17 protein-coding genes are annotated in these 24196 nt (G+C 45.1%); 10 read left to right on the forward strand and 7 right to left on the reverse strand.

Annotated features, from left to right (window positions below; all coding sequences use genetic code 11):
- Positions 1 to 18: 18 nt before the first annotated feature.
- Both DN752_RS20490 and DN752_RS20495 read left to right on the forward strand, forming a co-directional pair.
- Positions 19 to 900, forward strand: coding sequence for a YicC/YloC family endoribonuclease (locus DN752_RS20490; RefSeq protein WP_112785700.1), 882 nt, complete (start codon positions 19 to 21; stop codon positions 898 to 900).
- Position 901: 1 nt separating this feature from the next.
- A complete protein-coding gene (locus DN752_RS20495; protein WP_112785701.1) occupies positions 902 to 1696 on the forward strand; it encodes a thymidylate synthase in 795 nt (264 codons plus the stop codon).
- 46 nt (positions 1697 to 1742) lie between these two features.
- On the opposite strand, the gene DN752_RS20500 is transcribed toward DN752_RS20495, so the two are convergent.
- Positions 1743 to 2441 (reverse strand): aminotransferase class IV, encoded by a 699-nt coding sequence (locus DN752_RS20500; protein ID WP_112786638.1) that lies wholly within the window; start codon positions 2439 to 2441, stop codon positions 1743 to 1745.
- A gap of 283 nt (positions 2442 to 2724) precedes the next feature.
- Between DN752_RS20500 and sdaAB the strand changes: the two genes are divergently transcribed.
- From sdaAB to DN752_RS20515, 3 genes are read left to right on the forward strand one after another with little or no spacing between them, the layout of a single operon-like run.
- Complete coding sequence (gene sdaAB, locus DN752_RS20505) at positions 2725 to 3402, forward strand: L-serine ammonia-lyase, iron-sulfur-dependent subunit beta (protein WP_112785702.1); 678 nt, start codon at positions 2725 to 2727, stop codon at positions 3400 to 3402.
- 9 nt (positions 3403 to 3411) lie between these two features.
- Positions 3412 to 4758 (forward strand): TolC family protein, encoded by a 1347-nt coding sequence (locus tag DN752_RS20510; protein WP_112785703.1) that lies wholly within the window; start codon positions 3412 to 3414, stop codon positions 4756 to 4758.
- An 11-nt stretch (positions 4759 to 4769) separates the two neighbouring features.
- Positions 4770 to 6056, forward strand: coding sequence for an efflux RND transporter periplasmic adaptor subunit (locus DN752_RS20515; RefSeq protein WP_112785704.1), 1287 nt, complete (start codon positions 4770 to 4772; stop codon positions 6054 to 6056).
- 230 nt (positions 6057 to 6286) lie between these two features.
- On the opposite strand, the gene DN752_RS20520 is transcribed toward DN752_RS20515, so the two are convergent.
- The 3 genes from DN752_RS20520 to DN752_RS20530 all read right to left on the reverse strand — a co-directional run bounded on the left by DN752_RS20520 (position 6287) and on the right by DN752_RS20530 (position 9019).
- Positions 6287 to 7156, reverse strand: coding sequence for a substrate-binding domain-containing protein (locus tag DN752_RS20520; protein ID WP_112786639.1), 870 nt, complete (start codon positions 7154 to 7156; stop codon positions 6287 to 6289).
- 520 nt (positions 7157 to 7676) lie between these two features.
- Complete coding sequence (locus DN752_RS20525) at positions 7677 to 8606, reverse strand: hypothetical protein (protein ID WP_245949331.1); 930 nt, start codon at positions 8604 to 8606, stop codon at positions 7677 to 7679.
- Positions 8582 to 9019, reverse strand: coding sequence for a nucleoside deaminase (locus DN752_RS20530; protein ID WP_112785706.1), 438 nt, complete (start codon positions 9017 to 9019; stop codon positions 8582 to 8584). Before DN752_RS20530 ends, DN752_RS20525 begins: the two co-directional genes overlap by 25 nt.
- A 393-nt stretch (positions 9020 to 9412) precedes the next feature.
- Between DN752_RS20530 and DN752_RS20535 the strand changes: the two genes are divergently transcribed.
- Positions 9413 to 11203: a sensor histidine kinase gene (locus tag DN752_RS20535; protein ID WP_112785707.1), complete on the forward strand. Its 1791-nt coding sequence runs from the start codon at positions 9413 to 9415 to the stop codon at positions 11201 to 11203.
- Here DN752_RS20535 and DN752_RS20540 read toward each other — a convergent pair.
- From DN752_RS20540 to DN752_RS20550, 3 genes are all read right to left on the reverse strand, one after another.
- Positions 11173 to 12570, reverse strand: a complete 1398-nt coding sequence (locus DN752_RS20540) for an MFS transporter (protein ID WP_245949333.1) — start codon at positions 12568 to 12570, stop codon at positions 11173 to 11175. The genes DN752_RS20535 and DN752_RS20540 overlap by 31 nt on opposite strands.
- 82 nt (positions 12571 to 12652) lie before the next feature.
- Entirely contained in the window at positions 12653 to 15079 is a 2427-nt protein-coding gene (locus tag DN752_RS20545) for a glycoside hydrolase family 31 protein (RefSeq protein WP_112785709.1), read from the reverse strand.
- Positions 15080 to 15525: 446 nt separating this feature from the next.
- Positions 15526 to 16560, reverse strand: coding sequence for a LacI family DNA-binding transcriptional regulator (locus tag DN752_RS20550; RefSeq protein ID WP_112785710.1), 1035 nt, complete (start codon positions 16558 to 16560; stop codon positions 15526 to 15528).
- Positions 16561 to 16925: 365 nt separating this feature from the next.
- Here DN752_RS20550 and DN752_RS20555 point away from each other — a divergent pair, with 365 nt between their 5' ends.
- From DN752_RS20555 to fbaA, 4 genes are all read left to right on the forward strand, one after another.
- Positions 16926 to 19892, forward strand: coding sequence for a SusC/RagA family TonB-linked outer membrane protein (locus DN752_RS20555; protein WP_112785711.1), 2967 nt, complete (start codon positions 16926 to 16928; stop codon positions 19890 to 19892).
- 19 nt (positions 19893 to 19911) lie between these two features.
- On the forward strand, positions 19912 to 21501 hold the full coding sequence (locus DN752_RS20560; protein WP_112785712.1) for a RagB/SusD family nutrient uptake outer membrane protein: 1590 nt from the start codon (positions 19912 to 19914) through the stop codon (positions 21499 to 21501).
- A gap of 18 nt (positions 21502 to 21519) precedes the next feature.
- The gene (locus DN752_RS20565) at positions 21520 to 22560 is read left to right on the forward strand and encodes a SusE domain-containing protein (RefSeq protein ID WP_112785713.1); all 1041 of its coding nucleotides are present in this window, start codon (positions 21520 to 21522) and stop codon (positions 22558 to 22560) included.
- 423 nt (positions 22561 to 22983) lie between these two features.
- Positions 22984 to 24045 carry a class II fructose-bisphosphate aldolase gene (gene fbaA / locus DN752_RS20570; RefSeq protein WP_112786640.1) on the forward strand — a complete coding sequence of 354 codons (1062 nt, stop codon included), beginning with the start codon at positions 22984 to 22986 and terminating at the stop codon, positions 24043 to 24045.
- Positions 24046 to 24196 lie beyond the last annotated feature (151 nt).

The following is a 24196-nucleotide window of genomic DNA, read 5'->3' on the forward strand; positions in this document are numbered from 1 at the left end:
ATTGTTTAAGTTTGCTTCATGATTAAATCCATGACCGGCTATGGTGTAGCCAATTTTGAAAACGACCGCTATATTATTAGCGCAGAAATCAAGACCCTGAATTCTAAATTTCTGGACTTTAACCTGCGCAGTCCGCGGCAGTTTTCTGACCGTGAAATAGAAATCAGGAGTTTGGTGTCAGGTATTTTGGAAAGAGGAAAGGTGAACCTGAATATTGAGTTCACGGCTAAATCCAGTACAAATCTACCTGTGAGCATTAACCAAGAACTCTTCGAGACGTACTTTGATACCTATAAATCGATGGCTTCAAAAGTGGGGGTGAATGACAGCACGGATTTATTCCGATTGGCCATTCAGGCCCCAAACGTGGTCACCACCGTTTCGGACAAATCAGATGACCAAGAAGAGTGGGAGGCTGTAAAAAAAGTGGTGATGGAAGCAGCACAAAAATGTGATGACTTCAGGAAGGATGAAGGGGATACACTCTATCACAAGTTTAAAGAAAACCTGGACGTCATCGCTAAAGGGCTGGACGAAATCCAAAAAGAAGAACCCAAGCGAAAAGAGCGCATTAAAAACCGGATCAAAAATAACTTCAAAGACTGGATGGAAGAAAATTCCTTTGATGAAAATCGATTTGAACAGGAATTGATCTACTATTTTGAGAAGTTGGATATTACCGAGGAAATTGTCAGGCTTTCTACGCACCTCAACTACTTCGATAAGACCATGGCCGCTTCCAATAGCCAGGGCAAAAAACTGGGCTTTATCAGCCAGGAGATCGGCAGAGAGATCAACACCATAGGCTCCAAGGCCAATGATGCAGCCATCCAGCGGCATGTCATCATTATGAAGGATGAACTGGAGAAGATCAAGGAGCAGGCGCTTAATATTATATAAAATGAAACAATACCATCAATTACTACAGCATATTTTGGACACAGGCGTTCAAAAGGGAGATCGGACGGGAACAGGCACACAAAGCGTGTTTGGGTATCAGATGAGGTTTGACCTTCAGGAAGGGTTTCCGTTGGTGACTACAAAAAAATGCCACCTAAAGTCCATCATCTATGAACTGCTGTGGTTTTTGAAAGGAGATACCAATATCCAGTACCTGAAAGATCATAAGGTCAGGATATGGGATGAGTGGGCCGATGAAGATGGTGACCTCGGGCCGGTGTACGGTTATCAGTGGCGCCATTGGCCTGACGGGAAAGGTGGAGAAATCGACCAAATCAAGAATTTGATCAACCAGATCAAAAATAACCCCAATTCCCGAAGGCTGCTGGTAAGTGCTTGGAATGTGGCCGATGTCGATAATATGGCCTTGCCGCCTTGCCATACCATGTTCCAGTTTTATGTGGCGGAAGGAAAACTTTCCTGCCAGCTTTACCAGCGTAGTGCTGATGTGTTTCTAGGTGTGCCTTTTAATATAGCTTCCTACGCACTTTTTACGATGATGATCGCCCAAGTTTGTGATCTGGAGCCCGGAGATTTTATACATACATTCGGTGATGCCCATTTGTATTCCAATCACATTGAGCAAGCCAAGTTGCAACTTTCGAGGGACTGTAGGCCACTGCCCACCATGAAGATCAATCCAGCGGTGAAGGATATCTTTTCGTTTGAGTTTGAGGATTTTGAATTGCTAAATTATGATCCACATCCACACATCAAAGCAGCTGTGTCAGTTTAGGGATTGAAAGATTACCATATGATGAGATGGGAAGCTAACGGTTGTTCTAATTGAACAGGCTTTCTGCCAATTCAATGGGGCTGGTGTCAAATTCCGTGTTTTCGATATGTTGGAGATAGGCGATACCGGAAACATTGGTCGTAAAGACCTGCTGTGCAGAAAGGAGGTCGGCTTCCGAGAATTTTCCTTCCAATACCGAAATCCCTTGTTGGTTTAGGTGCTTCAGCAAGGCTCCCCTTGCGACGCCTGCTATACAGCTACAGTTTAGCGATGGTGTGTAGAAGGCGTCTTCTTTCTTCCAAAACAAGTTGGCGATACCCGATTCGGAAATATAACCTGATGAATCCTTTAAGATGACCTCGTCCATTCCTCGCTCATGACGTTCGATATTGGCCATGACATAGGTGAGTGCGTTGAGGGTTTTGCAATGGGACCAAGGGCTTTTGGGTACAGTGATTTCAGTACTGAAATAAGCCGTTTCTTTTACTTTTGGGGGTGTTGTAGCTTTTTGGATGAGGATAAGTTCGCGTGCTTCGTGGTTTTGGGGAGTGTACTTCCCCAATCCATCCCGGTAAACATTCCATCGTATCCTTAATGGTGCGCCACCAAATTGTTCACGTAAGAACCTTTCCAACGCAACGATGGAAGTCAAGTTGTTATTGCTGATTCTTAATTGCTTCAGCCCTTCTTTCAGTCGGCTCCAATGTCCTTGGCGAAAACGGATTTTCCCCTTGTTGAAAATCATGGTTTCAAATAGGCCATCACCAAAATAGGCAGCCCTGTTTGCCAAGTTTGATGGTGCATGAATAAACTCCCCTTGGGGGAAGGGTGAATCAAAATTGTATCGTTATCGAACGGTTGTGTGTTCATTATCGGTCAATTTAGCTGGCTATTCAACTATTTGGTAGGTGAATTTAAGTTAAAATCAATGGATATTGTCAATCATTTGTGGATTTAAAACCATATTCAGTGATAATTGAATCATAAGTATTAGATTAGCACAGTACTTGAAAATGTAAACCCCAAATATGACAAGAAAAAGTAGTGTCTTTGATATGATAGGACCTGTGATGATAGGCCCTTCATCCTCCCATACGGCAGGTGTGGTGCGGATAGCAAGGGCAGCGATTAAGGTATTGGGCGGGATTCCCGATGAGGCCGTGATTACCTTTTACAATTCATTTGCGAGGACGTATGAAGGCCATGGCAGTGACAAGGCCATCATAGGAGGTCTCATGGATATGAAGACGGACGATGCTCGTATAAAACAGGCCTTTGAGCTGGCAGAAGAGCGGGGGTTGACTTATGTTTTTAAGTCCATCGGCAATGCTTCGGTATTTCATCCCAATACGATCAAGCTAATCCTGACCAAAGGAGAGCACACGGTAGAAGTAATCGGAGAAAGCTTGGGAGGAGGACTGATCAATATAAAATCCATTGATGGATTTCATGCCGAGTTTTCCGCGCAAGAGCACACGTTGATCATCAAGGCCAACGATGTGTCTGGGGCCATTGCCTTTATAACCAGTATTTTGGCGCAGGAGCAAGCTAATATTGCAACGATGTCGGTGTCAAGGAAGGGCAAGCGGGATATGGCCTGTCATGTGATCGAGATGGATTCCGGCCTTAATGCCATAACGATTAAGTATTTAGAGAGTATTAGTTGGATTCATGAATTAATTTATATTCCGGATATTGACCTATAGCTATATATTATGATGAAGAAATTTTTTACTGCAGTGGTATTTACTTGCGGTTTTTTGAGTGTCCTACATGCGCAGGACATCTCCTCCATGTCCTTGGAAGAATGTATCCAAATAGGCTTGGAGAATAATTTGGAACTGCAGCGAAGCTTGCTAAACCAAGTCAACAACGAGACCAATCTCAAGGAGGCAAAGCTAAGAAGGTATCCTTCTTTGTCGGCTTCGTCATCCTATCGATATAACTGGGGAAGGTCCATAAACCCGGTGACCTCAGTGGCTTCCTTGGTGGATTTTGGAAGTGCTGGTTTGAGCGCATCCACTAATATGACCCTGTATGCCGGTGGACAGGTCAACCATTCTATCAAGCAAGCAAAAAAAGACCTAGAAGCGGGAGAGATGAATGTGGAAGCAGCAAGGAATAACATTACCCTCAATATTGTCAATTTATTTGTGAATGTGGTCTTTGCCAAAGAACAATTGAACGTAGCCGAGGCACAACTGGAAGTAACCAGTAGGCAGCTGGAGCGGACACAGAAGTTGGTGGATGCAGGAGCCCTTCCGCTCTCAGATCAGCTGGATCTTGAAGCTCAAAATGCCACCAGCGCTATGGAGTTTACCAATGCCAAGAACAACTTGAGGCTGGCGAAATTGGATCTTTCCCAAGCGATGCAGCTTCCTTTTGAAGAGGAGTTTAACGTGGCGGTACCAGAACTGGAGGCTGAAAATTATATGATCAGTAATGATGATGTAGATGAGATTTTTTCGATTGCTGTCACTTTAATGCCAGAAATAAAAGCGGCTGAGTTAGGGATGGAAAGTGCCGAATATGGCGTGAAAGTCGCAAAAGGAGGGCTTTTGCCTACCCTTGGTCTGGGAGGTAGTATAGGGACCAACTATACCGATAATTTTGAGGATCCACAGACAGGAGAACCCCGTCCTTTTAAGGATCAGCTCAGCCTAAACTTAAACGAGGGGCTGGGGTTAAGCTTGAACATTCCCATTTTTAATAATGGCAGCAATAAGGCGGCTTTACAACGGGCAAGGGTACAAAAATATATGAGTGAGATATCCCACCAAGAAGCCCGTAACCAACTGAGACAGGATATAGAGACCGCTTATACCAATGCAGTGGCTTCCCGACAGTCCTATGAATCTTCCACGGTACGGGTTTCCTCATTGAAAGAGGCTTTCCGAATGGCCCAGAAGCGCTTTGAGGTAGGGGTGATCAATGCGGTGGACTTTCAGGTAGCACAAAACAATCTTTTTAATGCCCAAGCAGATTTATTACAAGCAAAATATGAATATATTTTTAGGGTAAAAGTATTGGACTTTTACCTAGGTAATCCCCTAACACTTTAATTTGAAGAACCATGGCTAAGAAGAAATCAAACAAGTTAATCTACATTTTAGGAGGTATAGTGGGGGTGTTAATACTGTTGATCATCATAGGTCGTGCAGCCGGATGGGTAGGTGGTGCTGCGGAGGTAGAAGCGGAAGTCACCAAAGCCGCCAAAAAGACGATTGTGGAGAAAGTCAGTGCCTCTGGGGTGATCGAGCCGGAAACGGAAGTGAAGTTGAGCCCGGATGTGGCGGGTGAAATTATAGAATTGAATATCAACGAGGGAGATTCCGTGAAGCAGAATGACCTCTTGGTGAAGATCAGGCCTGATAATTTTATGTCGGCCCTAGACAGGACACGCGCCAACTTGAACCAGCAAAAGGCCAATTTGGCTCAATCCCAAGCAGCCTTGAAGCGTTCTGAAGCACAGTTTGAGTGGTCCAAGTTACAGTATGAAAGGAATAAGTCCTTGTATGAATCCAAGGTGATTTCAGATAGTGAATTTGAGCAGGCTACTGCAGATTACGTTTCTGCAGAAAATGACCTTGAAGCTGCCCAGCAATCCGTAGAAGCGGCAGAATACGTGGTAAAAAGTTCACAGGCTTCTGTGGAGGAAGCCAATGAGAACCTAAGATTGACCAATGTGTTTGCACCTACTGACGGGGTCGTTTCGAAATTATTGGTAGAAAAAGGCGAGAGAGTAGTGGGGACACAACAAATGGCCGGTACCGAAATGCTACGCATAGCCGATCTCAGCGTGATGGAAGTGGTAGTCGATGTCAATGAAAATGATATTGTCAGGATATCCTTGGGAGACACGACGATCATTGAGGTAGATGCTTACTCACATATTGGAGAGAAATTTACCGGAGTCGTTACTTCCATTGCCAATTCCGCCAATGAAAAAGCCACGCAAGATGCGGTGACCGAGTTTGAGGTGGAAATCAGGATCCTTAATGAGTCCTATGAGAAATTGATCACCAAAGAGAACCGGTATCCATTCAGGCCGGGGATGACGGCAAGTGTAGAGATCATCACTGAAAAGAAAGAAGATGTGCTCTCGGTGCCTTTGGCCGCCGTAACTACCAGGGATCAAATCCGAGTGGATTCTACCAATGCAGAGAGCGATCTTCAGGAAATCATCTACATGACAAATGGTAACAAGGTAAAGATGACAAGGGTGAAAACGGGGATTTCGGATTTTGAAAATATTGAGGTCCTAGAAGGAATTCAAGAAGGAGAGGAATTGGTCTCTGGACCTTACTTCGTAGTGAGTAAACAGTTAAAAGATGGCGACTTGATCAAGAAGAACAATTGATCATTGTTATCTCCTTAGAAATAGAAAAAGCCTTGGGGATTGATTTCCAAGGCTTTTTCTATTTCTAAACTTAGTTGGAGTGTCCACAACAGGGATAATCATCGTTTGTCACGTTCGATGACGATCATACGTTTATAGTATAGAAAAAACGTAGTTTAGCTCAGAATGGCATGTTTGGAAACTGGCTAACTAAATAGCATTTCCTTCCAGTAGGGCCTTGGTCTCCACGACTAAATCAAATGGGCCATGTTGGAAGCTACTAAGGATTCCACGGAGATTTTTTTGTCTATCAGTCCAAGCTCTTTTAGGGTATCCATTGTTTTTTCGAGGGTGGCTTTTTCCATTTCAGGCTTAGTGGCCCAGGTGGTTTGTTTTAGCCATTCGAGGATATCGGTTTCTTGAAGGTGGTAGGTTTTGCTTAGCAATGCTGGTAATTGCGAAGAAGCTTTAAGTGTCTCGGATTGGGCATATAGTCTGGAGAGCAGCTCAGGAAGGATGGCTGAGTGATCCTGTAGAAGTTTTTCGTGAGCCACAATGACAAAGCAAGGCCAAGGAGTGGGGAATTCAGCGATTCTTCTGAAGTGGCCAGCATCGACCAATGGCTTAGTGGTGAATTTTTCCCAGAGGAAACCTTTTGGCTGTTGGTCGGCAAATGCTTCCAAGGCCCCGTCCATATTACCTACTACGTCAAACTGAAGAGTCTCGGGATTCCAGTCATTTTTCTTGGCCAGTAGATACGTCATCAGGTGCGAACCAGAACCATACCGGCTGATCAGGAAGGGGGCATTTTGGAGGTCATTGATGGTTTTTACGGGCGATTTAGCTGGCACATGGATTCCCCAATTGAGTGGGGACAAGACGTGATATCCGATGATTTTTCCAGGATTTCCTTCAATTTTGTCCTTGATAAAGCTCTCAGTCAAAATGATGGCGATGTCAGTCTCCTCTTCTTTGAGTGCCTTGTTCATGGCTCCTGATCCGTTGGATTCATCCTTCCATTCCAAGGTATAACCAGCTGCGGCCAAAGGCTGTTCTTCAATCAGCTTGAGCCAAGGGAAATTAAAGTGTTCGGGGACACCTGTTATCTTGATCGTTTTCATTGCCCAAAGATAAAAAAGCAATTTGTAAATAAAACCCAGATTCCAAGGCATCGAAAAAAAGTATTGCAAATCGCCTAGCTTATCTGATAACCACATAGATCCATTGGTCACAGTAGCGTAAGGTTCCGTGATCAATTTAGACTTTCAGGCCAACTGGCGGAACGTAAAGCGGGTGCTCCGTTGCTAACGCATAAAATTCTCTAACCTCACCCAAGCCAACTGCCATACATGGGCAGACAGCTGCGGTGGGTTATTTGTCCTCTAAACAAACTGATGTCCTTGCTCTTTCAGTATTTTCCGGGACGGGGGCTGTTGCTGTTTTTAATGTACAAACTGGGGTAAAGTGCCAGCGGAACAGATAATAGCAGTGCCTACACGAAAATTATTTCTTTTCAAAACACTAAAGGCGTTTGCCCTGGCGGGTGCTATAAATGAGCAGGGTTTAAAGAAAATCAGGTGTAGTCATTATGGATAAGGACTTCAATCACCTTAACTTGGAACAAGTGTCAGGCTAATTATATTAACGGTCTGTCGAAAGTGGGGGGCATTTTAACAAGCCCAAAAACCAATACAAAGCATGTAAATGATCGACATGATCAGGAGCTGAATTGCCAGCATAAGCTATGATGCTTAGGTTGCCTTTAGAGGCTTTTGCCAGTTGTTGCATACCAAGAGGTCCTTCTGCGAGAAGTGGCTGTAAGTCCAGGCCAAGTGCTTTGGTCAGGTAATCGGCACATTCGGTGGTACTGGCATAGGTGCCGGGGAAAACTTCACTATGGGTGAAGATAAACTGCGTTTTCCCTTCTAATGATGATTTGGCAAAGTGCATGAACGGTGACAGGTCGTTCCGGTCAATTTTACCACCATCGGCCAATGGAGTACCCTTGGGAATATATCCGGCGTGCATTCCATCCAAAAGGATAATGCCATTTATGGTGTGTTTATTTTCACTTCTTAGGATGCTTCTGATTGCTCCATAGCCAGCACTCCAGCCCGAAAGGTATATGGCTCGAATGGGTTTTTTAGAGGTTTTTGATGCGGTCTCGATGAGTTTATCTAAGGTTCTATCATCTGAAAAAGGACGTGCATACACAGATGAGCCGCTTCCCAGGTTTACTGTAATGGCCGCCCAGCCGGAATTTTGGCTGATGGCAAAATTGACCACATTTTGTGAGCCATGAAAATGAATGAGAAGGTTGATCGAGTCACTTTCTGTGTTTTCTGGACAAAAAAAATGTACTGTTTTTGGTAATAGATTGGGCCATTCCTCATGTATTCCGGTGATGGATACATCAGACACCCTATTGTGAGGCCTGATATTCTCTATCATTGGAGAAGGGTTTTGGGAAGCTATTTTAGGCTGTTGCCGTGCCGATACGTCGATATGGATAAAAGCCAAGAAGGAAAGCAGGAGCCCTTTTTTGATCATTTGCCAATATCCTCGTTCCATAAAGTAGGTTGGTCTTTGATAAACTGTGTCATGAGGTCAATGCACTGCTTGTCATCCATAACGATGACTTCTACACCACGGGAAGAGAGAAACGCTTCTTCACCTTTAAAGGTGACATTTTCTCCAATAATGACTTTAGGTATTCCATAAAGCAGGACCGCTCCGGTACACATGGAACAAGGAGAAAGGGTGGTGTAAAGCACGCTTTTTTTGTATACGTTGGCGGGCAATCTCCCTGCGTTTTCCAAGGCATCCATTTCACCATGAAGTATGGTACTGCCTTTTTGGACTCTTCTGTTGTGGCCACGGCCGATGATCTTATCCTCATGTACCAATACGGACCCAATGGGGATTCCTCCTTCCTGTAGCCCTTTCTTGGCTTCTTCGATTGCGGCTTGTAGGTGTTTGTCCATGCTTTTGTCGTTTCACTAAATTAGCAATAAATGCACGAATTGTCCTCAGTTTCTGACACTATTTGGAGAAACGTGAACTGCATAATTGATTAAACCCGAATGCTAAAACAACGAAAAAGAGTAACATCAAGTAGCTGACTTATTAGGTGACCACATTGGGTACATAAGGCACAATAAAGGAAATTCCTTAATCAATTTACCTTATACTTTTTAATGGGATCTTTGCACCAACTGATGGAACGTAGCAAGAGCCTTAAATCGGGTTAAAGCACCTATTACATCTCCATTTTAATCCCTTAACACGTATTAAATAACTGGAAAACCTCCCGTAATAAATTATTATCGTTAATTTTAGACAGTTAACAACGATGTCACCAAGTATTTTTAGGACTAATGGAATTTACACTTAGCGCATATTCACTATCGCTGCTGATATTTGCAGTCTTGATACTGCTGTTTGCTGTGTTCTTGTTTGCTCGGTTGAGCAAGGATGTCCGGTGGTTTGGGGCGATGATGGTGGCAGTGTCTATTTGGGCAGCCTCCGACGGTATCATGGTGGGGATGGATCAACTGGAAACCATGTTATTTGTCGTGAATTTTGAATACGTGGGTATTGCATTGGTTCCTGTCTTTTGGTTGTTGTTTGTACTGAAATTTGTGGGTAAAGAGGCATGGCTTAACCGAAAACAAATAGCCTGTCAGTTTATTTTTCCATTGCTCAGTATTATTATGGTATGGACCAACGGACTTCACCATCTTCATTACCAAAAAGCAGTGGTCAAAGAAATGGATGGCTTGTACGGGCTGCTTACGTCAAAAGGCCCTTGGTATATCATCCACACGAGCTATTTTTATTTGGCTATAGGATTTGGCGTGTATTTACTGGTGAAGAGACTGCTGAGTACCGAAGGGGTCTATAAAAAGCAAACTTTTATTATCCTATTAGGTACATTGGTGCCATGGATCGCCAATATTTTGGTGGTTTTTCAAGTAGGACCTTTTAATGGCATTGACCCTACGCCACATGCTTTTATGATCACCTGCATGATCGTGTTTTTCGGATTTTTTGAATTGGGGTTGTTTGATGTGAAGCCGATTGCAAGAAATTTAGTGGTGGATTCCATGAAAAATGGTATGCTAGTCATTGATGATGCCCTAAGAGTGGTGGATGTCAACCCTTGTTTTACCAAGTTGATCAATAAAAGTACGGGGGCTATTACAGGAAAGCATGTCGATGACCTTGGCTTTGACAAAAGTGAGTGGGGTGAATTGCTTCAAAGTCAAGATGAAATCATACGTGAAAAAGTCATCACTGTCAATGGGAGTCCAAGGTACTTCGAAATTAGTAGTAAGTTTTTAAAAGAGGGAAATAAGAGGTATCAGGGCAGGTTACTGCTGTTCAGGGATATCACTCAATATATCCAAGACCAGAGAGTGTTAGAGCACCAGGCCCGTGAACTGACTGAGCTGAATGCTACAAAAGACCGCCTGTTGTCCATTATCTCACATGATTTACGCAATCCATTGAATTCTCTAACGCAATTTTTGGATATGGTGGAGTCAGGTTGGATTACGGAAGAGGAATTTAAAGAAATGCTTCCGGCTTTTGCCAAAAACCTCAAGCATGTGTCTGGGTTTATGGAAAACTTGCTTGAGTGGGCCTATACCCAGATAAAGGGAGAAGCCATTAAAGTGGAGGCGATTGATATAGAAGGAGAGATCGAAGAAATTATTTCCCTCTACAAAGGGAACATAGATGAAAAATCGGTAAGAATTATCGTTTCCAATGAGTGCTCCAATCAGGCGTATGGGGACCTGAACATGATCAGGCTAGTACTACGCAACTTGATCAGCAATGCTATTAAGTTTTGTGATAGGGCAGATGAAATAAGGTTGGCCGTAATATCCCGGGGAGAATTTATAGAAGTGTCCGTAGAAGATACCGGAATAGGTATCGATCAACAGAATATAGAGAAGATTTTCTCCAGTACCCCCTTCACCACTATCGGTACCCATAATGAAAAGGGCACCGGACTAGGGCTTATGCTCAGCAAGGACTTTGTGGAGAAAAATGGTGGAAAGATTTGGGTAGAAAGCGAATTGGGCATAGGAACCAAGTTCTGTTTTACCATTCCCTCCGTCTTAAAGGAGCCTCAGATAGCATCATCCAAATCCCTTCCCTGAGCTGATGAGGAAAGGGGGATGTCGTCATTGTCGTCGACAAAATAGGTCAGTAAGGCACCTATGATCAGTAATAGGCCTGCAGTGAAAATGGCGTATATAGCCTCTCCCCCGTACAGGTTTTTGACAATATAGCCACCTATAAATCCATTTAGAATTTGTGGAGCAGTGATGAAGAAATTGAATATCCCCATATAAACTCCCATTTTCCTAGCGGGAATAGCACCTGCTAGGATGGCGTATGGCATCGCAAGGATGCTGGCCCAAGCGATTCCGACACCGATCATCGAGAAGTTCAGCATCCATTTCAGTCCTGGGTCTGTGATCCATAAAATGGAAATAAGCCCAATTCCCCCTGCGATCAGGCAAAGGGCATGCGTCATTTTTCGCCCTATTTTAGCGGCAATCACAGGCAATGCCATTGCAAAAATCGCAGAGACCAAGTTATAGACACCGAATATAACGCCTACATAATTTCCCGCTTCGTTAAATTCCAAGGAAGAGTGATCAGTACTGGGGAGTCCCCAGACATGTTGCGCCAGTGCAGGGGTGGTAAACACCCACATCGAAAACAGTGCAAACCAAGAAAAAAACTGTACCAACCCCAACTGTTTCATGGTTGTTGGCATTTTAATAAAATCCGAGAAAATACTCGATAAGCCATTATGGGAAGCATGTTCCTGGTCTTCGTCAGCATCCCATTTATCCTGTACTTCTGGAGGGTACTCAGTGGTACGGATTACGGTCCATAAAATAGAAACCACCAAGACAGTAGCTCCAATAAAAAATGCCCAGAGGACATTTTGGGGTACGATGCCCTCATTTGCCGTAGTGGCCACGCCAAACCATTCGGTAAGGGTGTAGGGCAGCCAAGAGCCGATCACGGCACCCAGACCAATGAGCAGGGTTTGGACTGCAAAGCCCAGGGTTCGCTGGTCAGTCGGCAGTTTATCGGCCACCAATGCCCTGAAGGGTTCCATGGCAATATTAAACGACGCATCCATGATCATCAGAAACCCAGCTCCCACCCAAAGTGCAGGCAAAAAAGCAACAAACAGAGAGGCATTGGGCAACAGCACCAGGCCGATGGCAGCGAGAATAGCTCCGGCCAGAAAGTACGGTCTTCTTCTGCCCAGCTTGGTCCATGTGTGATCACTGTAGTGACCAATGATGGGCTGGATGATCATGCCGGTGATAGGTGCCACCAACCAAAATAGGGACAAGTGCTCTACGTCTGCACCGAAGGTCTGGAGAATGCGACTGGCATTGGCATTTTGGAGCGCAAAGCCCATCTGGATGCCCAGAAAGCCAAAGCTCATGTTCCATATCTGCCAAAAACTTAATTTCTTCTTGTGTGTATCGGGTTGCATTTAGCAGTTATATAAGGTTTTAAGGTTGTAAAGTTTGAAGGTTAGTACCTGTCCTCAATAGGGATTAATTGTCCATCAACTCTTATGTCCCAAAAGTAAGGATTATTTCTTCAGCGTGATGGGGCAGGGTGACAGTCGGCAATCCTGCTATTTCATGATAGGGGAGACGGTTGTCCGGTAGGGGATCAAAATCGGAGATTTTATGAAGAAAGGCGATGTTTTCCCTAGTTAGCGGCAGTTTTTCCCCTGCAGAAGTTACTTCGTTGATTTCAAACCCATGAAAAATAACGCTGAGCTGCTTATAGCGGCTTGCGAAATCCCCCGTGGGCTTTGTTAACCGAAGGGTTTGTCGATCACTGTCCAAGAGAATTTCCCTTTTGTAAAAACCTCCCTTTTTGTAATCCAAGCTTCGTCCATCATCTTCATAGTGGAAATAGCTGGAAATTCCTTCCCCTTTGTACACATGAAGGCGTAAGATGCTATCGTGCTGTTCGGCAGTATGGGATACGGGGGACTGCAGTGGCACAATACTTCCTCCCTTGACGAATACGGGCAAATAATTGATAGGCGTGTCCACGTAAATTTCTTGGCCACCTAGATAGGATTGATCATGGAAGAAATAATACCAATTTCCCTCTGGAAGATACGCTTTGGTGATTTCTTTATGGGATTCCGCAGGAGCCACCAGCAGCGAATCGCAGAACAAATATTGGTTTTGAAAGCGGCCATCATAGATGTTTTCATCAAATGGATAATCAATGGTCAGGCTTTTGGCCAAGGGCAAACCATCTTGGCTGCTCTTGTGAAAGGCAGTATACAGCAGCGGGAGCATTTGGTAGCGAAGTTTGAGGTAGTTTTTGGAAATCTCCTCTACTTCTTCTCCAAAGGCCCAAGGTTCGGCGTCGTTGCTATTGATCATGGAATGGGCCCTGTACAGCGGTGAGAAGGCTGCGATGCTCATCCACCGTGCAAAGAGCGATTTGCTGGCTTCTCCACAAAACCCACCCACATCGTATCCTGCGAAGCTTACTCCGCTAATTCCGAGGCTGTTGACCAGTCGGATGCCTGCCATCATATGTTCCTCACTGGAGACATTGTCCCCTGTCCAAGCTGCTGCAAACCGTTGGATGCCAGAAAAACCAGCCCTCGTAAGGGTAAAAGGCCGCTCCTTTCCATTTTTGAAGGCGCCTTCCTGTGCGGCTCTGGCCATCTGCATACCATATACATTGCGGGCTTTTCGGTGGCTGACTTGCTCGCCTTCGTAATCAAAATTGATCAAGTTAGGCGTATGCTGGCCCCAAGATGCCGGTTCATTCATGTCTGTCCAGAATCCATCCACGCCAGCATCAGTGTAAAAGGCCATTTTTTCTGCCCACCACTGGCGGGTTTTGGCAGAGGTAAAATCAGGAAAGGCACACCAACCCGGCCACACTTGCCCTTCATAGGTTTCTCCATCCGGGTAGTTCAGGAATAGGCCTTTGTCCTTTCCCTCTTGATAAGGAAGATAGTCTTTTTCGACCTTGATGCCCGGATCCATGATGACCACCACGCGGAAGCCTTTTGCTTTCAAGGTCTGAATCATCGACTTGGGGTCCGGGAATTTTTCCCCATCGAAGGTAAATACCTTGTATTTTTCCATATGGTGGATGTCGAGGTAAATGACATCTGCCGGCATATCCCTGTCCCTGAAGTTATCGGCCAGGGCGAATACTTCGGATTCAGGATAATAGGAATAGCGGCATTGCTGAAAACCCAATGCCCAAAGCGGGGGCATGCTCATTTTTCCCGTAAGGGATGTGTAGCCACTGATAATCTCTGCCACGGTGTTTCCTTGGAGGAAATAGTAATCCATATCACCATCTTCCGCGGAGAAATAGGAAAAGCGGCGGTTGGAAGCGCCAAAGTTAAAGGTGGTTTTATGGGTGTTGTCAAAGAAAATCCCATAGGCACGCTCGCCGTGAATGCCGATATAGAACGGGATGGACATGTATAGCGGGTCGTCATTCACGCCATAGGCAAAATAATCCGTGTTCCAGTTGGTAAAGGCTTGCCCAGCACGGTCGATGCCCCCCGTTTTTTCTCCCAGCCCAATGAATTTTTCGTCGGGCTGGAGTTTTTTATAATTGGTGACTTCCGTGCCCAGCCAAGATACCCCAAATGCTGGATCGTCCTGATTGAGGAGGTTCCCCTGTTGATCATAAAAGCTCAGTGCCCATTCGTTTTTGGTAAGAACGATTTTAAGTTCGGTAGTTTCCAACGTTAATGCCTCAGGTGTCTCCGAGACGTTCACTGAGATTCCTTTGGGGGATTGTACCACACTGTAAGGGTTGGAGGAAAACTGCTCGTAACGACTAAGTTGGATGCGGACAGTGGTGTCTGTAAATAGGCTGATTTTAAAGTACGAAGCTTCCGTTCTGCCGGTTATTCCATGGGTTGTTGGCTCCCAAGACAGTACTTTTCCGGCAGACTGGTTTTGGGCACGAGTTACTGAAGTGGCTACAGTAGTCATTTAGGTTACTTTAGTAAGTTGTAAAATGCAATTGTTCACAGCTTCCGAGGTAGGATTTGGAAGACAAGTATCACCTGATTCATGGGGTTCGCTGGTGACGGCAGCTTGCAGAATGACAGGTACTATGCTGCTAATTTAGAAAGGATTCTGGAAGGAAAAAATTAAGTTTTTGTTGTGCAATGAGATATTTGGGGCGTTTTGGACATGAAAACCATCCTTATTGACCTATTCAATCGTGTGCATAAAAAAAATAAAATCAGCCTAAAAAAAACGGATGGCACGCAGATGACGCAGATTGCTTAGGATTCGCACAGATAAATATCGGCGGTTGTCAGCTATATCCGCGTCATCAGTGTTTTGTTTATGGCACGTAGGTGACGCTGATTATTTAGGATTCCCACAAATAAGAATCAGTGATCATCCGCTATATCTGCGTCATCAGCGTGCTATCCTTTCCTTAAGGAGGATTTTCGAATGACCAAACCTGTTTCGAGCATCTCTGTGCGTGCTGTAAATGCTTCCTCATGTTCGGAGTCGATCATTTCCAGCAGTAATTGAGCTGCTTTTTCGCCCATTTTGAAGCCAGGCTGTGAGACCGAAGAGAGGGGAGGGGCTATCATTGAAGAAAACTGCCAGTCGCTAAAGCCTACAGCGCCAAACTCTTCAGGAAGTTTTAATCCAATAGCTTTGGCGGCTTGCATGGCTCCGGCTGCGGCGATGTCATTTGAGGCAAATACCGCATCCGGCCGGTCTGAGGGATGGGATAATAATGCTCGGCAAATAGTCTCACTCTCTTCCGGAGTGCCTTTGGGGCATGGGATGATCCAATCTTCGCGAATAGGAATGCCTGCTTCCTGCAGTGCTTTGAGATATCCTTCTTTTCGGTCGATGCTGATTTTTAGGTTTTCCGGGCCAGCCAAATGAATGATTTTGGTATAGCCTTGTTCGATGAGGTGTTTGACGGCTTTATAAGCACCAGTGTGATCATCCACGGTGACATTGACCGTGTCTGGTAGGTTTGGAAGGCGGTCAAAAAACACAATGGGGTAATGATAATCCATCAGTTTTTTGAAATGGTCAAAATCGGATGTCTCCTTGGAGAAGCTCACCAAAAGCCCGTCTATTTGGTTACTGATGATCGTGTCCACTGCTGCGATCTCTCTGGTTACATTTTCATTGGTCTGTAGGAGGATGACATTATAGCCGTTTGCGTAGGCTACTTCTTCTATTCCACTGATGACGGTGCTAAAAAAGAAGTGGACCACCTCAGGAATAATCACACCGATGGTGGAGGACTTGCTCTTTCTGAGGCTCAAAGCCACGGCGTTGGGGCGGTAATTAAGTTTTTTCGCTAGTGCCTTTACCTTTTCCTTTGTTTCCTTGCTGATGCCCGGGTAGTCTTTCAGGGCTCGTGAGACGGTGGAAGAGGAAATGTTCAGGGCTTTTGCTATATCCTTGATCGTGGCTTGTCCTAGTTTCATGATTAATTTAGACTTTTCTAAGATTCTAATATACTGTTTTACCGGTAAAATAAAATGGTGTACCCAATCAATCAACAGTCAATAATGTACGAATATGGATGAAATTGAATTTTTGGAAGATAAATTTTTATCCCCTATGAAAACGTTTGCGGCGACGTTTGCATAAAAATTACCTGATTTTTTTTGATTCAAAAACTTGCCTGTGCGGCTTCTATTCCCTAATATTTCATCACAATCTCGGGAATAACACAATGATCCAGCTTATCGGGTTTTTTGATGAGTTTCAAGGTTAAAGAGTTAAATAGTATTATTTAAATATTTTATTTACTCTTAAAAATTAACAATTAATCCAAAAACAAACCATTATGCGAAAGATCTCTACCGTCTTAAAAGTAGCGGTAATGTGTCTGGCACTATTAAGCGGACACTTAATTTATGCGCAAGCTCAGACAGTGAAAGGAACTGTGACAGATACAGATTCCGGCGAGCCTTTGCCCTTCGTGAATGTTCTGCTGAAGGGTACCACAAAAGGTACCACGACAGATATTGATGGCAATTACTCTATTGATATCAATTCTCCAGAAGATGTATTGGTTTTTTCCTTTATAGGTTTTGAGGCCAAGGAAATGACCGTAGGCAATCAATCAACAATCAATGTGCAGTTGCAGGGGAATACCAAGCAGCTGGACGAAGTAGTGGTGGTCGGTTATGGCACCCAGAGAAAAGCTGATTTGACGGGATCAGTGGGCTCTGTGGATCGTGACGATTTCAATGTCGGCCAAGTAACCAACCCTGAACAGTTGATCACCGGTAAGGTGGCAGGTGTTCAGATCACGCCAAATGGCGGTGCTCCTGGGTCTGGAGGTAGGATCCGGATCCGGGGTGGCGCCTCCCTTAATGCTTCTAATGATCCATTGATCGTTATTGATGGTGTGCCGCTGGATAACTCCAAGACCTCCGGCACGGCCAATCCCCTCAATTTTCTGAACCCTAACGATATCGAAACCTTTGATATTCTGAAGGATGCCTCGGCCACCGCAATTTATGGCTCAAGGGCTTCCAATGGCGTGGTGTTGATCACGACACGGAAGGGTAAGGAAGGGCAGCCGCTACGGGTAAATGTGAATTCGATGGTGTCTGTTTCCCAAGTGACCAATACTGTGGATATGCTAGATGCAGATCAATTTAGAGCAGTGGTGGCCGAGCAGGCTTCGCCGTCCCAAGCAGCCTTGGTAGGAGAGGATGCAACGGATTGGCAGGAGGAAATTTATAAAAATGCGGTGAGTTTCGATAATAACGTTTCCATCTCAGGAGCTTATAAATCTCTGCCTTACCGTGTCTCTGTCGGTTACCTGGATCAGGACGGTATCCTCAAGACCGGAAACCTGAAAAGGACCTCTGCCAGCGTCAGCTTAAACCCCAACTTCTTTGACGATAAGCTCCATGTCAATTTTAATGTCAAGGGAGTGATTACCAAAAGCCGCTTCGCCAATCAAGACGCGATCGGAGCAGCGGCAGCTTATGACCCTACCCATCCGGTGCACGATCCCAATGGAGTAGGAGGATATTGGGAATGGCTCAATGAAGATGGAGCTCCTCAGACCCTTGCCCCCAATAACCCTGTGGGCTTATTGATGTCAAAGAACGATCGTGGTACAGTAAAACGAAGCATCGGCAATTTACAGTTGGATTATGAACTTCCTTTTCTCGAAGGACTTAAGGCCAACCTGAACTTGGGCTATGATGTGAGTGCGAGTGAGGGACGTACGATCATTGATGCCAATTCCGCTTCTGGATATTTTGAAGGCGGTAGCATAGCCCCTTACGAGCAAAGCAAGCGTAATTTGCTCGCCGACTTTTATTTGAACTATATCAAGGATTTCGGCGCTAGCCGACTGAATTTTCTGGTCGGGTACTCCGCTCAGGACTTCTTGATCAAAAACCCCACCTTTGCCAGGTTAAATGCAGAAGGGGATACCTTGGCTCCTGCTGGTGTGGTAAGCCGTCCACAGTACCGTCTGATCTCGTACTTTGCCCGTGCCAATTATACCATTAACGATAAATACCTCTTTACCGCCACGGTAAGGGCTGATGGTTCTTCACGGTTCAGTCCGGATAACAGATGGGGCGTTTTCCCGTCCCTGGCCGCTGCTTGGCGGATCAGCGAAGAGGATATGCTGAAAGCCAATACCACCCTTACTGATTTGAAATTGCGTCTTGGTTATGGTGTGACGGGGCAGCAGGATATCGGATCTTATTTTCCTTACCTTCCCCGTTATGTCCAGAGTGACGATGCCACCCGGTACAGTTTTGGGGATACCTATTACACCACCTTACGGCCAGAGGGCTATGATGAAAACATCAAGTGGGAAGAAACGACTACCTATAATATTGGCTTGGACTATGAGTTCTTGGATGGTAAACTCTACGGTACCTTGGACTACTACTTCAAGAAGACAGACGATTTGTTGGCGGTGATTCCTGTTCCCGCAGGTACTAACCTGACCAACCAGCTGTTTACCAATGTAGGGAGCATCGAAAACCAAGGGCTGGAAGTAGCCTTGACGTATAATGTGATCAAAACCACTGATTTCAATTGGGATATCGGAGGAAACTATACCCATAACAAAAGCACCATCACTAGCCTCAGCAATGTGGAGGAGGATGCTGTCGGGATCTTGGTGGGAGGTATCAATGGCGGTACCGGTAACACCATCCAAGTGCACACGGTAGGTTATCAGCCCAATTCCTTCTATGTCTATGAGCAAGTGTATGATGAGAATGGCGCACCGTTGGAAGGGGTCTATGTGGACCAGAATGGTGACGGGATGATCAACGAACAAGACCTTGTGAGGAATGGGTTTCCTGATGCACGCCATTACTTTGGCTTTAACAGCTCCATGAGGTATAAGAACTGGAATTTTGGCTTTGTGCTGCGCGGCAATGCAGGCAATAAGGTTTACAATAATGTGGCGTCTTCCAATGCTGCCTACCAAGGCCTTCGTTTCCCCGGTTATATGAACAATCTGCCAGCTGATGTGCTCAATACGAACTTTCAGAACTATCAGTTACGGTCAGATTACTACATTCAGGATGCTTCTTTCCTAAGAATGGAAAACATCTCACTGGGCTATGATTTCGGAAACCTTTTTGATTCGAATATCAATCTGAGGGCAAGTGCCACAGTTCAGAATGTTTTTGTGATCACCGATTATAACGGGGTGAGCCCCGAAATCGCCCCAGGCGTAGACGATGCCACAGGAGGGGGGATTGACAATAACTTCTATCCTCTGCCACGCATATTTTCTTTCGGTGTAAACTTCGGATTTTAACCTTAAACCCTGAACAGCAATGAAATTAAATTGGATATATAAAATGACCATGATGCTGGGACTCTTCAGTGCGGCATCATGTACAGACCTGGATTTAGCACCTTATAATGAGGTGACCTCCATCCAAGTGTACGAGGATTTTGATAACTACAAGGCGGTCTTGGCAAAGCTATATGCAGGGCTGGCCGTCAGTGGACAGCAGGGGCCGTCCGGTAAACCTGATATCAGCGGGCTGGACGAAGGTGCGTCGACGTACATTAGGGCGTATTGGAAGCTTCAGGAATTGCCGACAGATGAGGCAATCATCGCTTGGAATGACCAAGGATTGCCCCAGCTGAATACCAGTGAGTGGACTTCGGAAAATAACTTTATTGCGGCCATGTACTATCGGATTTTCTACCAGATATCCTTGGCGAATGAGTTTATAAGAGAGACAAGTGATGAGAAAATGGCTTCTAGGGGGATCTCCGAAGCAGATCAGGAAACAGGTAGGATTTACCGTGCAGAGGCCAAGTTTTTACGTGCGCTGAGTTATTTCCATGCATTGGATATGTATGGCAATGTGCCTTTTGTGACAGAGTCAGATGCAGTAGGGGCCTTTTTTCCTGAGCAAACCAACAGGGGAGATTTGTTCGCATATATCGAAAGTGAACTGATGGAGATTTTACCAACTTTGGTAGATGCCAGGCAGAATGAATATGCCCGCGCAGACAAAGCTGCCGCCTGGATGTTGCTTTCCAAATTGTACCTGAATGCGGAAGTGTATATTGGTGAAGGCCATTTTGATGAAGCCTTGACCTATTTGAATGAAATCATCGATAGTGGTTATTCCCTTGAACAGGATTATAATCAGTTGTTTTTGGCAGATAATCACTTGTGCCGGGATGAGTTGATCTTTTCGGTAGCATTTGATGGCGTGAATACCACCACATTTGGCGGAACTACCTTCTTGGTGAATGCTGCTGTAGGGGGAACGATGGATAGAGAGGAGTTTGGTATCCCTGGTGGATGGCAAGGGCTGAGAACCCGCCCTGAGATCGTAGCACTCTACCCAGTTACAGACGGGTCTACTGATGCAAGAGCCTCGTTCCATACGGATGAGCAAAGTCTGGATATAGAGGATGTTGCCATTTTCCAGAATGGCTATGCGGTGAAGAAGTATAAAAATGTCACCAGAGACGGACAGCGAGGCTCCAGCCCAGGTACCGATATCGTGGATACTGATTTTCCAATGTTCCGTCTGGGGGATGTTTACCTGATGTATGCCGAGGCGGTACTACGGGGAGGTAGTGGAGGCAGTCAGGCACAAGCCTTGGCCTATATCAATATGCTTAGAGAAAGGGCCTATGGGGATGCTTCTGGAAATATCACAGCAGGTGATCTGACCTTGGATTTTATTTTGGACGAACGTGCAAGGGAACTGAAGTGGGAAGCACACCGCAGAACCGACCTGATCAGGTATGACAGGTTTACTGGCGATGATTATACGTGGCAGTGGAAAGGTGGGGTTTTTGAAGGGTCGTCAGTGGAGAGCTTCAGGAAGCTTTATCCTTTGCCAGTGGCCGACCTGACAGCCAATCCCCAACTCAAGCAAAATGATGGTTATTAATCCCAAAAGCCTTTAAAGATGAAGAGATTAACGAAATATATATTGGGCGCATTGCCGCTGATTTTGGCAGCGTCTTGTTCGGAAGATTTGGACCCAGTGATCAATAGTGACCCTACCGCGCCAGTTTTAATGAGTCCTGCATCCGGTTCTTCGCTTGTGCTAATGGCCGAAGAAGCGGAAAAGGAGCTGGTTGTTGTTTATGAAAAGGCGGATTATGGCTTCTCAGCAGCAGCCACTTATACTGCGCAATTGGATTTGCAGGGCAATGAATTTGCAGCACCATTGGAGGTGGCCACATCCACATCGTCTGAGATGCTGGTGACCTATGCGGCGTTTAATCAGAAACTATTGGCCAAAGGACTCGTGCCAGGTGAAGAATCTGCCATAGTGCTTCGAATAAAATCAACCATTAACAGTGCGGTAGCAGACGAGTTTTCGGAGGTGATCGATATGCTCGTGACACCTTATGAGGTGGCTTTGGAGTACCCTAGGCTTTACCTTCCGGGGGGATACCAAGGCTGGGATCCCGCTAACGAAAATACGGTCATTTATTCTGTGGAATCCGATAATGTGTATGAAGGCTTTATCCATGTATTGGGAGATTCTGGAGAATTCAAAGTCAATGAAGGCCCCAATTGGGATGTGAACTATGGCGATGATGGTGGCGATGGTACGTTGGAGGAAAATGGTGAAAATATCATTGCCGATGGGGTGGGCACATTTAAGCTGACCGTGGATCTGACTGCCAAAACCTATACACTCGGGGAGCCCTTGTATTGGGGGATTATTGGTGATGCTACCCCTAGTGGCTGGGATGCGTCCACACCAATGGCGTTTGATGCCGACGAAAACCTGCTTACCGTTACGGCCGACTTGGGCACTGGAGTGATGAAGTTTCGCGCAAATGATGCTTGGGATCATAATTACGGCGATGATGACCTGGACGGCGTTTTGGAGCCTGGTGGTGCTGATATCCCTGTCGAGGAAGCGGGAAATTATACCATAACCCTTGATTTTAAGGTTCCCGGTGAAGTGTCCTATACGCTTGTGAAGAATTAAGTGCGATCTGAGATGTGAGACTTGAGATATGAGACAAATGGCAATTTGCGATCCCCAGAGTGGGGGAGTTACCATGGCTGTTTCCGTGAAGGTTCACCGAGAGCCTTTTGATAAGTTTCAGTCATATGTAAAAATGAAAACAAACAACTGATCCGGTCAAAACTAGTCGAGAATGTACACCTAAGTGGATCCGACTTCCGGTAATAGTTAGCTAAATGCTTTGGAATATTGAATTCGGGGAAAAGACAGTGTCTTTCGCGGAATTAGGTATGGTTTGAAAGGAGAAATTGCCAAAATGATAACATTTAGTCTTTCAATTAAAGGATATTAGACTAGGTCTTTATATCTTTGAGCTTACTGACAATGATCAGTAGCGTGAAAGCATTTTATCAAAAAGTAATCAAACCATTAAACCATTCAATTATGAAATTCAAACCAGGAATAAAGTTCGGTGAAGAATTGAAAGACCTATTGGAGTATGCCAAGGAGAGTGAATTTGCTTTACCGGCTGTCAATGTGATCAACACCAGTACTGCCAATGCAGTGTTGGAGACAGCCAAGAAAGTAAATTCTCCTGTAATCGTGCAGTTTTCCAATGGTGGCGCTCAGTTCTACGCTGGAAAAGGGCTGGCGAATGATAAACAACAAGCTTCTATTGCTGGAGCGGTGTCTGGTGCTATGCACGTACATAAAATGGCTGAAGCTTATGGTGTGCCTGTGATCCTTCATACGGACCACGCTGCCAAAAAGCTGATCCCATGGGTGGACGGTATGCTGGAAGCTGGTAAGGAGCATTATGCTGCCTTCAAGAAGCCACTTTTCAGTTCTCATATGTTGGATCTTTCTGAAGAGTCTATCGAAGAGAACATCGAAACATCGGTGAAATACCTTGCTGAATTCAAGAAGCTGGAAATGGCCCTTGAAATCGAACTAGGAGTGACTGGTGGTGAAGAAGACGGTGTGGACAATACCGACATCGATAGCTCCAAGCTGTATACGCAGCCAGAAGAAGTGGCTTATGCTTATGAGAAACTGAAAGAGCAGAGTGAGCTGTTTACCATTGCAGCGGCATTTGGTAACGTGCACGGTGTGTACAAGCCAGGAAATGTAAGCTTGCAGCCAAAAATCTTGAAAAACTCCCAAGATTATATCTGTGAGAAATTCGGGCTATCCGGTAAGCCAGTAAGCTTTGTTTTCCATGGCGGTTCTGGATCTTCTGTGGAAGAGATCAGAGAGGCTACTGGATATGGCTCTATCAAAATGAACATCGATACCGATATGCAATGGGCATTCTGGGAAGGTGTTTTGAAATACTACAAGGAGAAAGAAGGTTACCTTCAAACTCAGCTTGGAAACCCTGAGGGCGCTGATAAGCCTAATAAGAAAAACTACGACCCAAGAGTATGGCTAAGAAAAGGCGAAGAAAACTTCGTAAAACGTCTTGAAGTAGCTTTTGACATGCTCAATGCGGTGAACAGAAACTAAATTCCATCGGCCGTTTGCCATTGATGGTTAACGGTAATGGCTTCTTAGGCCGTCTCAGGAGTTGATTTTAACGATATTTTCCAAGGTGTTTCTTCATGAAACTGCCAAGGCTAAGTAGTTAAAAAACTTCTGAGGCGGTTTTTTTATGCCC

The organism is Echinicola strongylocentroti, from assembly GCF_003260975.1.
Taxonomy (GTDB): domain Bacteria; phylum Bacteroidota; class Bacteroidia; order Cytophagales; family Cyclobacteriaceae; genus Echinicola; species Echinicola strongylocentroti.

Coding starts and splice junctions, on each gene's coding strand:
- DN752_RS20520 (WP_112786639.1), bottom strand. CDS start 7,156: ATGAAAACGATCAAGATAACAGGTGTCCCCGAACACTTTAATTTCCCT.
- DN752_RS20530 (WP_112785706.1), bottom strand. CDS start 9,019: ATGGACAAACACCTACAAGCCGCAATCGAAGAAGCCAAGAAAGGGCTA.
- DN752_RS20550 (WP_112785710.1), bottom strand. CDS start 16,560: ATGAAACTAGGACAAGCCACGATCAAGGATATAGCAAAAGCCCTGAAC.
- DN752_RS20495 (WP_112785701.1), top strand. CDS start 902: ATGAAACAATACCATCAATTACTACAGCATATTTTGGACACAGGCGTT.
- DN752_RS20510 (WP_112785703.1), top strand. CDS start 3,412: ATGATGAAGAAATTTTTTACTGCAGTGGTATTTACTTGCGGTTTTTTG.
- DN752_RS20500 (WP_112786638.1), bottom strand. CDS start 2,441: ATGATTTTCAACAAGGGGAAAATCCGTTTTCGCCAAGGACATTGGAGC.
- DN752_RS20565 (WP_112785713.1), top strand. CDS start 21,520: ATGAAGAGATTAACGAAATATATATTGGGCGCATTGCCGCTGATTTTG.
- DN752_RS20560 (WP_112785712.1), top strand. CDS start 19,912: ATGAAATTAAATTGGATATATAAAATGACCATGATGCTGGGACTCTTC.
- sdaAB (WP_112785702.1), top strand. CDS start 2,725: ATGACAAGAAAAAGTAGTGTCTTTGATATGATAGGACCTGTGATGATA.
- DN752_RS20490 (WP_112785700.1), top strand. CDS start 19: ATGATTAAATCCATGACCGGCTATGGTGTAGCCAATTTTGAAAACGAC.
- DN752_RS20535 (WP_112785707.1), top strand. CDS start 9,413: ATGGAATTTACACTTAGCGCATATTCACTATCGCTGCTGATATTTGCA.
- DN752_RS20540 (WP_245949333.1), bottom strand. CDS start 12,570: ATGCAACCCGATACACACAAGAAGAAATTAAGTTTTTGGCAGATATGG.
- DN752_RS20525 (WP_245949331.1), bottom strand. CDS start 8,606: ATGGAACGAGGATATTGGCAAATGATCAAAAAAGGGCTCCTGCTTTCC.
- DN752_RS20545 (WP_112785709.1), bottom strand. CDS start 15,079: ATGACTACTGTAGCCACTTCAGTAACTCGTGCCCAAAACCAGTCTGCC.
- fbaA (WP_112786640.1), top strand. CDS start 22,984: ATGAAATTCAAACCAGGAATAAAGTTCGGTGAAGAATTGAAAGACCTA.
- DN752_RS20555 (WP_112785711.1), top strand. CDS start 16,926: ATGCGAAAGATCTCTACCGTCTTAAAAGTAGCGGTAATGTGTCTGGCA.
- DN752_RS20515 (WP_112785704.1), top strand. CDS start 4,770: ATGGCTAAGAAGAAATCAAACAAGTTAATCTACATTTTAGGAGGTATA.